This is a genomic window from Paenibacillus sp. NN59, assembly GCF_057597225.1.
Genome location: NZ_CP199678.1, coordinates 4,580,300 through 4,595,727 on the forward strand (window position 1 = coordinate 4,580,300; position 15,428 = coordinate 4,595,727).

Consider the following 15,428-nt stretch of genomic DNA (forward strand, 5'->3'; position numbering starts at 1 on the left):
TTCCTGAACAGATGTCAGGGCGAGGGGCTTAAAACAAGTTTGTCGGCTTAGCTGTAGTATAACAGCAGGTTGAACCTGTATCTGTGATGAAACTCACTTGTTATCGTGAGATATCAAAAAAAGAAATATTATCACAAATGAATTATTTATTAACTTCCTGGACTCATAAGTTTTCCATTACAACCCTGGAGCCTGTCCCCGCATCACCAGCCGGAATCACGACCAGTTTGCGTTGCAAACGCGCACGCAGTTCAGGAACGTGACTGATGATGCCCACAGCCAATCGATCGTCATGCAATTTTTCCAGTGAAGTAATGACCGTATCCAGCAGTTCCGGGTCCAATGTGCCAAACCCTTCATCCAGGAAGAAAAATTGTAGCGGATACTGCCCACGCAACTGAATCTGGGCGGATAGTGCCAGCGCCAGCGACAACGAGGTCAGGAACGTTTCTCCACCAGACAAGGTTGATACCGGACGTTTCACACCACCGTTGGCATCGTCACAGATCACAAAGCCGCCGCCCGAATCCACTTCTAGGGAATACCTCTGCTTGGTAAGGAAGCGCAGACGCTGTGAAGCCGCATGACTTACCTGCATCAACTGCTCTTCGGCAATGTACTCCACAAATGTATTCCCCCGGAACGCGGTCTGCAACTTGCTAAGCAACTCGCCCTGGTGACTGATCTCCAGCCGTTTCGTCTCCAGCTCCGTCCAGCGAACATGACGTTGCTGTACATCCTCCAGATCCCTTTCGGCACGTGCTTTCACTTGCAAGGCAGTTTCATCCTCATATCTGGCTTGTTTCAAACGTTCTGTGCAAGCGATCCACTGTTCCTCCGTCACAACCGCACCATCCAGTTTCCGCTCCAGTTCACGTAACTGAGAAGCAAGTTCACGTTCTCGTTCACGATGATGCTGAATTTCTTTCTGTAGCCGTTCTGCTTCCTCGGCAGCCAGCGCCGCCTGAGTGACAGCGATATCTGTCTCGAACGCGGATTGCTCCAAGAGCAGCCGCCAGCGCTCCTGTGCCAGCTCCAGATGTTCTGCAGCTGATGCGGCGGCCTGCCCAGCCATTACGTCACGTTTCACCGATTCCTGCTTCTGTGCATCCGCTTGTTTGAATCGCTGTGCAGCTAGCTCAGCAGTCTTGCGCAGTCCATCCAGACGAGCCTGTGTCTCGCGGATCAGATCTTCTACCCGTTGCTCTCCTACCCACTGGCGCAAACGCTCTTCTTTCTCGGCCAGTTGTTTGCTGCCGCCTTGCCATTCGGTCTGCCACTGGATCAGCTGCTTGTCGAGTTCCACCAGCTTCTGTTGCAATGACTGGACAAGCTGCTCTTTCTCCTCAAGGAACGTCACGCTTTTGGCTAGACGTTCCTTGATGTCTTCGGCGCGTGCATCGCGCTCCTGCATCGCTTGATAGAGGCCTGCGGCCTCCTCCTGTGCGATGTCAGGCAGTTCCGCGGCCCAGCGGCCCTGCAATGCAGCCGCCGCGGCTTCGCTCTCGGCCAGCTTGCGCTCCGCCTGAGCGAGCCCGGCACGGCCGGCCTCCTGCGCAGCTGCCGCTTCCATGCGGCGCTGCTGCGCGCCTGAAGCCGCCTGCTGCAACGCTGCGGCTTCGCTCTGCAGCGGCGCTGCTGCGGCAGCCAGCGCCTGCGCGGCTTCGCGCAGCGCAGCGGCACGCGCTGCCCAGCCCGCCGGAGATCGCCCATCCTCGGGCGATCCGGCAGGCTCGGGCTCCGCTGCCGCAGGCGCGGCCTCGGCTGCGGCCGTGGCATCGCCGGCCGCGGCGCCAAGCTGCGTCAGCAGGCTGCGACGTTCGTGCAGCTGCTGGCGCAGCCCAAAGCGCAGCTCCTGCAGCTCCGCGTGCAGGCTGCGCAGCAGTTCCAGGTCCGCATCGTCTGCGTGCGGACCCTCTCCCGGCGGCGCAGCCGGGAGAGGGTGGTGTGCGGAGCCGCACACCGGGCATGGCTCGCCGTCCCGCAATTCGGCGCGCAAGGCAGCGGACAGCCGGTGCATCTCCTGCTCACGCATCGAACGGCGTAGTTGCTCCTCCGCACGGCCCAGCAAGCGCTGTTCACTGTTAATATCCTGCTCACAGGCAAGCAAGGCCTCAAGACCTGCTGACGCCTGTTCCACCAATTGCTGGCGCTGTTCGGTCAGGCGTCCCTCTTCCGCAGCCGCCGCCTCCAGTTTGGCAGCCCCTTGTTCTGCAGACTTTTGATAGGTCTGCATGTCCGCGTTATGCTGTTTCACCTGCTCGAATGCTGTATCGATCCGATGTTTCAGCTCAAGTGCTGTTTGTAGCCGTCTGCGCTCATCAGACTTCACTTCATTCGGTTTGAGACTCTCCTGCAATTCCTCACGCCGTTTGCGTCCACGCATTTGCAGTTCCTGCTCTTTATCCAGCTGTTGTCTCAGCGTTGCCTGTTCGGCCTGCCCTTTCTCCATCAACTGCGCAAGCCGTGAACAATCCGCCTGCAAAACATCACGTTCCCGTTGCAGCTCTTTGGCCTGTTCCAATTGATCCAGACGCAGGAGCAGTTTGGGCTCTTCTGCTCCAAGCTGTTGCCTTGCCTCTTCTGCCTTTTCAGCTTCCTGCACAGCCAAACGTTCATGCTCCGCCGCCTGTTTTCCAGCAGTTTCTGCCTCCAACTGTCGCTGCTGGTGGGCTTCTGACGCGTCCCGAGCTGACTGAAGCGCAGGTAGCATCTTCTCGGCTGCTCCCGACCGTTTCAAACGCTCCTCATCGGCTTCAATCTGTTCCGCCTTGGCATGGAGTTGTTGCTGTTCTTGCAATCGCACTTGTTGTTCCTTACTCAGCTCACGAATCCGGCCGAATTGTTCTGCTTCCTTCACCGCCGAATCCAGCTCTTTCCGTGAGGATTCGGCGTGCTGAACCGCTGCCTTAAGCAAATGTTTTGTTTCTTCAAGCATTTCTTTACTGGCATTGCCAAGTCCCTGCTGCTCCGCAGCAAGGGATTGATGAGCCATATCATTATCTTTGACCCGCCGACTTAATTTAATGGCGAGTTGATCCCCATACTTCTCCAGATGAAAGAGACGTTGCAGCATCTGCCTCCGCTCACTGCCTTTCAGGGAAAGGAACTCGGCAAATTTCCCTTGCGGTAATACTACGGCTCTCGTAAAATCATCCATTTTCAGACCAATGACGTCTTCAACGCACCGATTGACTTCTGCCAGCTTATCAGCAAGCACTTGATCTTCCCCATCAATCGTTTCAATAAACTTGCTGACCGTATTACTAACGGACACTTCATTGTTACGCTTAAAACGCCGTTCGACCCGAAATCTACGAGTTCCCGCTGCCGAAGCAAGCTCAAATGTAAAAGCAACCGATAGCGAATCTTCAGCATGGTTCATAATGCCTTGTGTACCATTGACTGCCCGTTCCACCTTGCCATACATGGCAAGGGTGATCGCATCAAGCAAAGAAGATTTTCCGCTACCGGTAGGCCCGAAAATACCAAACAAACCTGTTTCGGTCAGTACCGTAAAATCAATCTCCTGCATCTCACGATAACTTTGTAGCCCGGCGACTTTCAATAAAATCGGTCTCATCGGCCTTCGACCTCCTCACGTACGCCTGGCTCATCTTCATCGACCAGCTCCAGGAAAAGCTGTACCAGACTGTCTTCTGGTAGGGCTCCACCCGTTTGGCGCTGGTAAAACTTGCGAAAAAGTTCATGAACAGGCAGTTCTGAACGCTGTTCTATGAACCCTGCGGCCTCCATCTCCGGATATACTGGACGAATATGGATAATGCCCTCATGAGCTTTACGCAACTGCTGAATCTCTTTTAGAGACATTGCATCCTCCAACCAGACCTCCATATCAATGTATGCCTGTGAGTCACGCCCCTCATCCAGCCAACGGTACACTTCTGCCAGACCACCTCTCGCCTTCCAACGAACAAGCGGGTTGCCTGAGGTAAGCAATACTTCTTCTACTTGTGCAACTCCGCCTGGCGTAAGATCAACCATTGTAACGGATTTGCTCTGCCCTGCTTCCGAGAAGCTGTACGCCAGGGGAGAACCACTATACCGAATCACACCGTCCCCTTTGACGGCTTGCGCACGATGGAGATGTCCCAGAGCCGTGTATTGAGCCCCTATAGACAGGGAAGAAGGATCTACAGTGTACGCTCCCCCCACCTGAATAGGCCGTTCAGAATCGCTTTCTACTCCGCCTAGTACATATATATGACTCATAGCAAGATTCACTGTATCCGGACGAAAGGAAGAAGCCAATCGTTGCATTAACATCCCTACTCTGCGGCTGTATGCTTGACGTAGTACATTTTCGTCACCATCTGTAGTTAACAGCTCATTTAATCTCGCTTCTGATGGATAGGGCAAAGCCGCAATATGTGCTGTCTCCCCGGTTCGACGAGTATGAATAGTCACAGCCTCTGACACCGGTGTGCCTACTAACGTAATTCCTTGTCTGTTCACAAGCGGAGTTACCGAGGCTACACGTTCGGGTTGATCGTGGTTGCCTGCAATGACAACAAGTGGCCTGCCGTTTTCAGTCAAACGTGCCGCCGCTTCATAAAACAGCTGTTCCGCCGACGCAGGCGGATTTACCGAATCGTACACATCCCCAGCCATCAATATGGCATCAGCCTGCTGATCGTCGGCTATTTTGACGAGTTCATCGACGAAATCCTCCTGTTCACGAAGCCGGCTTCGTCCCTCCAGTGTTTTCCCCAGATGCCAGTCTCCCGTATGCAAGATACGCATCGTCCGCTCCACCTCTTTCCACTACATCTTCTATCATTACATCTCTCGCCCGTCGCTCATTGAACAAGAGGTATTCAAAACACAAAAACTCTCTAAACCTTTTATAATTTAACCGCATGACCGCCATCGAAAAAATAAAGCCACATGTGGTCGACTTGGCGACCCAATATATCTTCAATTGCCCGTTTATACAGCCGTAGCTGGAAACGATAGTTTTCAACCAAAGGTTCCACTCCTCCGCGATGTTCAAGCACTCGATCCGTCTTGTAATCTAGCAGAACAAGTTCACCGTCAACCTCATAGAGACAGTCAATAATCCCCCTGACGAGCACCGTTTCATCCTGCAGCACAGCCTGTACTCTATCGTTTTCACTGTGTATCTCCTGCTCCTCGTTTGGCCGTAACCCACGAATCCATTCCTCAGGAGATTGATCTGCCGGGAGACCATACGTGAACGGGATTTCCCTTCGAATCCACGCCGCACGCAACATCTCCATTCCTGGTTGTGTATCAAAAAAAGCAATCAATTCACTTCGTTCAATCGCCTCTGCTTGATAAGGAAGCAATATTTGAATTGCCAGCAGGCGCGAAATCGTCTCATCAACAATCGCTTCATCCACAACAGATCCGTCTACAGGGAGATGCTGCATGAGCGTGTGGTACACCGTTCCCCGTTCTGTTCCTGTCAGTTGCCGCTCTCCCATGAATTTGGGACGACGCAAGTGTAATTTGAACGAAGCTTGTGTCGCTGGACTCGTCTTACTATCATTGCTTCCATTCCACTTACTATCACTGCCTCCAGTCCAAGCTTGCTCCTGCAGCTCTTCCATAACGGGGTATGAAGTATCCTCCTGCGTCGATAACAGACTCTTGATTTCGGTTACTGAAGTGCTCGCCGCCACTTGTGAAGCTGATTCATATGGATAGGTCCAGGAAAGCCGCTTATCTATCTCACGCACAAGTGCATTTTGAACATTAACTTCCAGAACCTCTTCACTGTTCGCTTTTAATTCTGTCCGTTCATCCGTCTTCTGATCTGCCGTTACCGATTCAATCTCTGAAACCGGATTGGCCTGTACGCCCTCTGTATGATCGATCACTTCTGTCGATGGGTTTAATCTGACGGGTTTCGCCGCATGCAGAGCATCCAATCGTTCTCTCCGCAATTCAGTTAATTCATCTTCTTCACTCTCCAAAAGGTCGGCGTGTTGCTGGAGAGATACCCGATCCGCAGCAACCACGGATATGCTCCAGCGTGATTCATCACTCGCAAGGCAAGCCGCATAAGAATCACGATCACCTGCAAGCTCACGCAACACCGCGGCGTCCCGGTGTCTGATCAGCGCTGGCCCGATCCAATCCAGATAATTTCGTCCCGCAGCAAGCAGATAATCGGGTAGCGCAAGCTCTGGACTGTCTTTAACCTGTGACCAGGTTTGTGCCTTTTTGGCAGCGTCCTTCACGGTGCCTACCAGTACCATCTTTTCTTTTGGACGGGTTAAAGCCACATACAGCACTCGCATTTCTTCCGCCAGCAGTTCAAACTGAGCACGGCGACGAATAGCCAGATTGGCTAATGTAGGATAAGCCACCCTGTTGTCACGATCCACAAACCTCGGCCCAAAGCCAAGTTCCTTGTGCATCAGAAACGGTGCATGCAGATCTTGTTGATTAAACATTTTGGAGATACCGCCAACAAACACAATCGGAAACTCCAACCCTTTGCTTCGATGGATCGTCATAATTCGGACCGCATTATCCTGTTCCCCTGAACCGCTGGCTACGGTGCCCAGGTCTCCGCCATTTTCCCGCAGTCTTGAGACATATGTCAGGAACCGGAACAGCCCGCGGTTTGCAGTTGCTTCCTCATACTGACGCGCCCGATCATACAGAGCCTTCAGATTACTTTGGCGCTGCTGACCACCAGGAAGTCCGCCAACCCAATCCAAATATCCGGTTTCCCGATAAATACGCCAGATTAGCTCACTTAAACTGCCTTGTCTTGCCTCGAGTCTCCACTGTTCCAACTGACGCATGAAATGAATGAGTTTCTGTTGCAACTGCGAGTGCGCGAGTTCTTTTCCTTCTTTTCCATCCGTAAAGCCTGCCTCTTGTTCACTCGCTTCCGTGTGCAGATCAACTCCCGAATCAACATTCATCTCCGCAGTAACGGCTGATTGGCGCTGAGCCTGTTCGATTTCTGACCAGCCTTCTGGCCACTGCATCTGAACCAAATCGTCCACATTCGAACCCTGTCCAGGCTGAGAACGTTGACCAGTCATATCGGAGGCACTTCTCCACTCTCCTGTAGCAGAGACAACGGCATCATAGAAGGACTGTCTTTTATCCCCCAGACGAATCTGAGCAAGCTCTTCTTCATCTAACCCAACCATGGGAGAACGAAGTACGGAGGCCAGAGGAATATCCTGTCTTGGATTGTCCACAAGCTGCAACAGAGATAACATCACTTCCACTTCCGTAGCTTGAAAATATCCCTTGCTCTGCTCTCCACCTGCAGGGATACCCTGCTGTCTGAATTCCTCAATCATCAGCGGTGCCCACATCAGCGTGGAACGCAACAAAATAACAATGTCTCCATAACGTGCCGGACGCATCGTTTGCAAAGCCTTGTCATACACACTCAGCGCAGGCTTGTCTGTCTCTCCGACCATCTCTCGGATACGCCCTGCGATGGCGCGCGCTTCCAATTGAGCCGTTTCGAGTTCGGCACTCTCCAGTTCTGCAACTGCGGTTGCATCCACACCGTCTTCCGTACCTTCCGATACATCGATTCCGCTGCCTTGGCGATCAATTAACACAAGCTCAGGTGTGTAGGCCTCACTTCCAAGTGTATCTGTTGGAAAGGAAGCCCCGTAAGCCAGCTGAGCCCGTTCATCATAAGCGATCTCAGCGACCCCTTCATTCATCAACTGTCTGAATATGACGTTGACGGAATGCACCACCTCAGCACGACTACGGAAATTGCGGGCAAGGTCGATTCGTTTCCCCGTTCCCGTTGCTATCCCTGTTCTTGTACCATTCTCTCCGTTGTTCTCCGTATCCACATGAATACTTGGAGTATAGTTACGATACTTGTTCATGAACAGGCCGGGTTCAGCCAAGCGAAAACGGTAAATGCTCTGCTTAACATCACCGACCATAAATCGGTTACCTGGATTCTCTCTGGAGATCAGCCTAACGATATCCTCTTGAACCGTGTTGGTATCCTGGTATTCATCCAGCAGTACTTCATCAAAACGTGCACGATATTCCATCGCCGCATCCGAAGGCATCGAATGTCCAGGTGTGGAATCCTCATGGCGCAAAATGTGCAGACAATAGTGCTCCAGATCGTTGAAATCCACTTGTCCGCGTTCCTGCTTCGCCTGAAGATAACGCTCGCCAAAGGTGCTAACCAGACGGGAAAGCTCCTGCATCAGCGGTGCAGCTTGTTCCAGCTCCTTCCAGAAGGAGAAGGCACTCCTTCCAAAAAGTGAACCTTTCAGATCAGCAACAGCCTTTTTGGCTGTTTCCCGCAACTCCTTCACCTGTTCCTGTAGCCCAGGGTCGGTCTGATCTTTTTTACAAGGCTTCAATTTGCCAAATGCAGCTGGCTGGAACACCTCAGGCAACCTATCCCAAGGCATGACCTCAACAGCGGATAAAAGCTCTTCAACCATCGCCAAATCCTCTTTGAGTGTCTCCGCATAAGGTGCAGGACCCTCCGGTTGCAACGAAATCTGAACCCCTTGCCGCAACAAACCCGCCGCCCCGCTCAAAGCGAGAGCCGCATCCCGTAAAATGCTCTGTACCCATGCCGATTGCCCCAGTGCCTCTACACTTTCCACCTGAAAAGCTTCAGCCATCTCCATCAGCCAGTGATCTGGCCAGGAATGGCTTCGCGAGAAATCGTATAAACGCTGTACTAGCCGGTGCATTGCATCATCATTTCGCTCTCCACTGAACCAGTCCACCAATTCGCGAAACGTACTGCCCTCGTCTTCTTCGCCATACTTTTCTTCAAACAACTCCTCCAGCAATTCCTGACGAAGCATCTCAGCCTCATTTTCATTCAGAATTCGAAAAGCCGGATTTAGCGGAATCTGCTGATAATACCTGCGAATGACTTCCATACAAAAGGAGTGCAGCGTTGTAATGGATGCTCGTCCAAGCAACGACAACTGCCTGCGCAAATGCTCCTCCTCCGGTTGCTCCTCAAGCGCACGCTCCAGCGCTTCGCGAATACGCTGTTTCATCTCGGCCGCCGCCGCCTTCGTGAACGTGGCTACCAGCAAGCGGTCCACGCTGAATCCTTGGGAAGGGTCTGCGATTTTGCGAATAATCCGCTCCACCAGAACAGCCGTTTTTCCCGATCCTGCAGCCGCGGCGACCAGAATATCTTCTCCATGTTCAGCAATGGCGCTCCACTGATCATCACTCCAGAAGCTGCCTTCCGGTTTAGGCATATGCATCATAACGTTTCCCCTTCCTTGCTGTGAGACAACATATCCCAAACTTGCTGTTTGCCCGGTTTGGACAGCAGTTTATAGTCGTTCCCCTCAATATTTTCATCAAACTGACAGAGTGATTTGTATGAACAGAACGTACAGGCGATCTCCTGCTGTATCCGATACGGTTCAATGGCTGTATCTCCATCTGTAATACGAGTTCCAATCTCACGAATATTGCCGCGAACAGCAGCAAGCAGCGTATCCCATTGTTCTGGCGTCGCGACAGCAGCACTGCTATAAAAGCTGCCATCTGCTTTTAATGCCACCGGAATAATGGCGGAATGTCCTTTATCAAGGGTATTATCCATTTGAGCAACAGCATCACGGTCAGCGAGCAGCAAACCCTTCATTTTAAAACGTTTCAGAAGTTCTTGTTCTGCCTGTTCCGATGTCATGCCGTTTGCGGATTGCAATAGTGGATTATGCACATGGAAATAGAGGGTGCCTCCTGGCATCGCCGTTTCTCCTAACCACTCTTCAGCAGCGCTAAGCAACACCTCCAGATAGGTGAGCATTTGCAACGATAGCCCGTAGTAGACTTCATGAAGCTTGAGATCGGTCTGACTTGATTTGTAGTCAATTACTCTTAACAACAGACCGTTCTCTCCTTCAGCGACATCCACGCGATCGATCCGGCCGACAATCTCCAGTACACACCCATTCTCCAGTTCAAAACGCAACGGCGGCAAAGGTTTCCCTGGACCAAAATCCAGCTCCAATCCAATCGGTTCAAAACTACCGCGTCTGGACTGTTCGCCCAAAATAACGGATGCCCGGCTGACGATATCTTTTAATTTGCGGAAGATATACCCATAACGCTTTGTGCTAAGCAAAATTTCTCCTTGGAGTTGCGGAGCGATCTGCTCCACCGTCTGCTCGGCTTCCTGGCGACATTGTTCGGGTGTCAGACTGCCCCAGCTCCGATTTTCCTCACGCAGGCGCATCGCCAGTTGACTCAGTGCAGCATGGAATAGTTGCCCGATATCCGGAGCTTGGAGGCGATATAATTGCCGATCCTTCAGCTTCAGTCCATGTGATGCAAAATGAGAGAATGGACAGGCTACAAACCGCTCCATCCGTGAAACACTCGTTCTCACCTCCGTACCGTACAGCCTGCGGCTGGTCGAAGTATCCAGTCGCCGCGCACGGTTACGATAAAAGACAGAACCCAGCAACCGCTCCAGCTGAGGACGACTCGCTTCCCGGTTCACATGCCAATTGTAGACGGCCCACCATATTTCAGGAATGTCTTCTCCTCTACGCCATCTGCGCAATTGTCCAATCAGCATGGAGAGGCTTTGTTCTGGATGAATCGCGTAAGAGAGGTGCACGGATTCCAGATCCGAGACGGGCGGCTGAGCAAGCAAAGGCTGCTCTTGCAATCCAAACATTTTGCGTACATGGCGCACAATCTCGGAAGGGAGTAATGACTTACCCTCATCATCTGCGACAGGATAGCTCAGCCATAACTGCTTGCTGGCAGCGGTCAGAGCGGTATAGATGAGAAAACGTTCATCCAGCATCAGTCTCGTTGCACCAGGTCCCAGACCCATACCTCTCTCTGTCAGCAACAATCTTTCCTGCTCCGTTAGTACTCCGTTGTCCTGAGGGATCGCTGGCAATTCCCCATCAACCGCCCCAAGAATAAATACATATTTCATATCACGCAGACGAGTACGATCCATCGAACCAAACAGCACCTGGTCAAGGGCCGGGGGAACAAGCCCCAGCTTGAGCTCAGTCAGTCCCGTCTCCATCATGCCCGCAAACAAAGTGATGTCCAGGCGTTCATTGCCCATCATATCGACCATCTGGTCAAGAAGATCCAACACGGCCCCCCACATTTGACGATGCTCTCTGGAACGCTCCGGGTCTCCCTGTGCCTTGGCTTCAGCAGACATCTGATCCAGCTTATGCGCAATATCTGCATCCTCTAACAGTCTGAATAATGCCTCACACTGAGCAGTAGCCGTTTTTGCTTTTTTCATTCGTTTCTCAAACGTGCCGAGTGCCGACGTAATCAAGGTTCTGCAGCTTTCCATCAGCGATAACACCGCATCTCGTCCTCGGCTTCGTTCTTCCTGTGCATTATCCTCCAGTGAGAGACTCGGCACATATTTCCACGGCTTTCCATCGTTCCACCGATATCCATGAATACCGCAAGCAAGCACATAGTTCTCCAGCTGATCCATATCCTCACGCGTGATGGAACCATCGAGCGGAAGCAGCAGATCCGTCTTGACACAGCGAAAAACATCCTCATAACGCCAGTTACGGCGGACGATATCTAATGCAGCACGAATAAATTCGGATAACGGATGATGTAACTCACTTCGTCTTCGGTCCAGAAAGACCGGAACATCATAATCCCTGAATAACGGTTCCGCAATATCAGCATAGGTCTCCAATCCGCGAACCAATACCGCCATATCCCGATATCTTGCTCCTTCTTCTTGGGTTAGGCGACGCATCTCACGTAGTGCACCCTCCAGCTCTGCCCGGCGATTCTCCGCAGCCATCAAGCGTATACCTGAATCCTCACCCTGACTTCTCCAGCGAATACGCCGATCAAAACCGGCCTCCAGATGGGCAAGCCCTGGCCGCTCCTTGAATCTCGGCAAGACTTCATCATGGAGAACAGTTGTATCGGCAGACACACCCAAATGTTCAGCCATTCCTTTGAGACGCACATATGCACTTGCCGTTGGATAAAATAATTCAAGTTCCCCAGGGAGCACACCTTGTTCGTACGTGCGATCAAGCGTCAGGGAAATCGTTACAGACGAAGCTTGTAACATGAGCTGTCCTATTACACTCATCTCCTGCGGAGTAAATCCATGGAATCCGTCAATCCATACCTCGGCCCCCTGCAACCATGTACTTTCTGGCAAACGACCTGTCAGTTCATTCAGTGTATCTTCATCATCTATATATAAATCCGCCAATTCCTTCTCATAATCATGGTAGATCAGATTCAAATCATGGAGCTTATCTTCCAAAATAGGTGAAGCCGATGCGATGCTCCATGTTGCAAGCCCTTCTTCGAGTGCCGAAGCATGAACTTCATAACGTTTAAACTCACTATATAAATTAGTCAATTCCCCGATAAAGCCAAGCTGGCTTCCCGAAGCAGCAAACAGTCTCAGTTCTTCTTTCCTACGCTGAATGACTTTATATAAAAGCATCTTTTTGCCCTCGGCTCCGATCGGAACGCGAGCAGAACCGCCAGCCTCCTGCATGACGCGATAAGCCAGACGACGAAATCCAAGAACTTCGGCACGCATCGTACCTTTGATATCTCCCGAAGATACCAGCGCCTGCTCTGTCCGGAACGAGCTTTGTTCGGGAACGAGTAAAATCAACGGTTTTCCTTGGGGCTCCTGCCTAAGCAGAGATGTGATTTCTCGGGTAATCAGTGTGCTCTTACCACTGCCTGCCCGGCCAATAACAAAGCGTACGGACATGTGTCATCCTCCAAACTGCACGTACAAGATTTTAATTTCCAGTATACCATACCTTCTCCGCTTCGGAACATACGTTTGCCATGATCCACCTAATAAGAACACAATATGGCTATTAAAAAAAGCCGCCGCCTGTTCATTACAGCCAGCAGCTCCCTATGGATTGACGTTTATTACCAAACTCGGTGACAGATACGCCAAGTAGTTGTTTTCAAGTTTACAATTTCGTTAAATGAATTCATGCTCTACAGCCTTCTGTAAGGCCTCGAAAAAATCCCGGTTTCTCTGGCTATATCCAGGCTTATTCAAAATCTCAAATGTACGTTCGATCCCCTTTTGCACTAATGCCCGATCATTGGTAAGCAACCCGTAGCTTAAAATCGTTACACAGCAGTTAAAAAGATCACCCGTAGGCCAGTGATGCGGTCGTTTGGTCAAATATTCATCAACAGCAACAGCTTGATCTATGCGCGGCAGCAAATACTTGCTTTCAGCTTCCTTGAACCTGTCTGCTGTTTGCTGAGCAGCTTCTTGTATATTTTCAGAGGAAACAAGAACAGAATGTTTTTGCTGTGTATACCTTTCAACACTATTGCCGAAGCCGACTGGAGCATTTGAGATCAACGTTATTTGATGCTTTTCAAGAAAAGTACGTAAACGTTCAGTGGCAGCTTCATAACGGCAGGCCATGACTGTAAACACAGCATACGGAGGTTTTGAATGAGTCAGATGACTATGTAAGCTCCAAACAATGCCCGGCTTGACATTTTTCTTGAACGCATAGTCCGTCGGGCTAGAATCAGGCTCTCTATATTCCACATACCCCTCTGGTGCAATGAATTTCCCTAATTCAGTATAAAACTGTTTTCGAATTCCCTCTTTTAGATTACGCATGTCAATGTACGCCTGCCACGTCTATCATTACGCGTTTCAAATAACATACCCGTAAACATAGCGAGCAGACCTCCTCCTTTTTTCAAACTAAATCCTGCGGTTGCCAACCTAGATATAAATGAGTCGGGATGAAGACTGAACACTGTATCCTTTTCAATCAATAATATAAGCTGTTCGCCAAGAGCAAGCTCTTCCTCATAAATAAAATACCCTATAAGATGGACTTTTTAAAGTGTCTATCTCACAGGGTACATGTGTCATTCTATAAATAGAGTATTCTTAATTTTTTTTGCTTCTCACTTCAAAAATAGCGAATTTCAGGTAATGACCTTCATCTACGCCCAAAATTTGCGGGTGATCCTTACCGGCTGCTTTCCAGTCGATTAAACGTAATACCTTACCTGCATCTTCAGCTGCATCCGCAATCGTTTCCAGGAAGAGGTCAGAACGCATGTGGAAGGAACAGCTTGCGGTTACCAAATATCCACCCTCGTTGACCAGTTTCATACCCTGCAAGTTGATATCCTTGTAGCCGCGGCATGCCCCTTTGACAGCTGATTTTGTTTTAGCAAAGGCAGGTGGATCAAGGATAACGACATCAAACGTTTTTCCAGCACTGGACAACGCTTTGGAAGTATCTACCTTTTGCTCAGATGCTCGTGCTCGCGCATTGCGCTCATCAAGTCCTTTGACTTGCTCACGCAGATATTGAAAGGCGTCGGCTACCACGAATTCGACCCGATCTGTGAATCCATTTAGCTCCACATTCGTTCGCGCACTCTCGATCGCATGCTCGGAAATATCGAGGCAGGTTACTTTTTTCGCTCCATATTTGCACGCATTCAGCGTAAAGCTGCCGGTATGAGAGAAACATTCAAGCACGGTGGCACCGTCCCAATACGGAAAAGTAACCACCTTGCCACCCTTGTTCACAGGCAACAGCTGTTCTGTTCCTTCATGCTCGACCTGTTGCACGGTGATGCCGCTTTTGTACCCCCAGCCTTTCATCAATGGTTCAATGGCAGCCCGGTTTTCACGCTGGTCGAAGAAGTAACCTGTTTTCTGTCCTTCCACGATATCCACCTTGATAAGTAGCCCATTTTCAGTCACAGTCACATGACGCGGGCATTCCCCATAGAGTGGTCCTTTGATCTGCTCCAGGCCTTCGAGTTCACGGATCGATACATCACTGCGCTCAAAGATACCTTCCGGCTGCATCACTTCAATAAGAGCCTGCACAATGGCTTCACGACAACGATCCATACCCAGTGTAAGAATCTGCACAACTAAAATGCTACCAAAACGATCAACGATCAATCCAGGTAGGAAATCAGCTTCACCATAAACAAGACGGTAGGCTTCGCCATCCTGAATGAAGCGTTCCCGGTGACGCAGACAGTCATGGAAACGAGCCGCAAAAAAGGCGGTATCCATCTGTTCAAACTCCAAAGGCTGGTACGAGACTACACGAACGGTAATCTGGGAAGCCGGATTGTAATACCCTGTCGCCAAGTAGCGACCTTGATGATTCAGTACATTGACGATATCGCCCGGTTCCGGGTTGCCGTCTACGGATGCAATTTCATTATTAAAAATCCAGGGATGCGCATGTTCCAGCCGCTTTTTGCGGCTTCGTTCCAGTGTTACGGATGGCAAGATTGATCCACTTCTTTCGTAAGTTAGTTGAAAAGATAGGTTTGGGCGGCAACGAGACGCTCCAGGAACGAATTGATTCTAGGATCGCTGTTGTCCTCGGATTTTTCTGATTCCCTTCTCCAAAGGGAAAATCCGATGTCAA

The 15,428-nt window shown here is 50.7% G+C and carries 6 protein-coding genes; all 6 read right to left on the reverse strand.

The window, feature by feature from the left end; genetic code table 11:
* Positions 1–163: 163 nt before the first annotated feature.
* A complete protein-coding gene (locus ACT89M_RS20130) occupies positions 164–3,583 on the reverse strand; it encodes an SbcC/MukB-like Walker B domain-containing protein (protein WP_487344786.1) in 3,420 nt (1,139 codons plus the stop codon).
* A complete protein-coding gene (locus tag ACT89M_RS20135; protein ID WP_253492539.1) occupies positions 3,580–4,764 on the reverse strand; it encodes an exonuclease SbcCD subunit D in 1,185 nt (394 codons plus the stop codon). The genes ACT89M_RS20130 and ACT89M_RS20135 overlap by 4 nt, the downstream gene beginning before the upstream one ends.
* A gap of 101 nt (positions 4,765–4,865) precedes the next feature.
* On the reverse strand, positions 4,866–9,239 hold the full coding sequence (gene addA / locus ACT89M_RS20140) for a helicase-exonuclease AddAB subunit AddA (protein ID WP_253492537.1): 4,374 nt from the start codon (positions 9,237–9,239) through the stop codon (positions 4,866–4,868).
* Positions 9,236–12,739: a helicase-exonuclease AddAB subunit AddB gene (addB, locus tag ACT89M_RS20145; protein WP_308722830.1), complete on the reverse strand. Its 3,504-nt coding sequence runs from the start codon at positions 12,737–12,739 to the stop codon at positions 9,236–9,238. The genes addA and addB overlap by 4 nt, the downstream gene beginning before the upstream one ends.
* Positions 12,740–12,964: 225 nt before the next feature.
* Entirely contained in the window at positions 12,965–13,630 is a 666-nt protein-coding gene (locus ACT89M_RS20150; protein ID WP_487344787.1) for a hypothetical protein, read from the reverse strand.
* Between the two features lie 279 nt (positions 13,631–13,909).
* The gene (locus tag ACT89M_RS20155; protein WP_487344788.1) at positions 13,910–15,286 is read right to left on the reverse strand and encodes a class I SAM-dependent rRNA methyltransferase; all 1,377 of its coding nucleotides are present in this window, start codon (positions 15,284–15,286) and stop codon (positions 13,910–13,912) included.
* Positions 15,287–15,428 lie beyond the last annotated feature (142 nt).

Excerpts from the sequence above, each read along its gene's own strand:
- ACT89M_RS20130 (WP_487344786.1), bottom strand. The coding sequence starts at position 3,583 with ATGAGACCGATTTTATTGAAAGTCGCCGGGCTACAAAGTTATCGTGAG.
- addA (WP_253492537.1), bottom strand. The coding sequence starts at position 9,239 with ATGATGCATATGCCTAAACCGGAAGGCAGCTTCTGGAGTGATGATCAG.
- ACT89M_RS20150 (WP_487344787.1), bottom strand. The coding sequence starts at position 13,630 with ATGCGTAATCTAAAAGAGGGAATTCGAAAACAGTTTTATACTGAATTA.
- addB (WP_308722830.1), bottom strand. The coding sequence starts at position 12,739 with ATGTCCGTACGCTTTGTTATTGGCCGGGCAGGCAGTGGTAAGAGCACA.
- ACT89M_RS20135 (WP_253492539.1), bottom strand. The coding sequence starts at position 4,764 with ATGCGTATCTTGCATACGGGAGACTGGCATCTGGGGAAAACACTGGAG.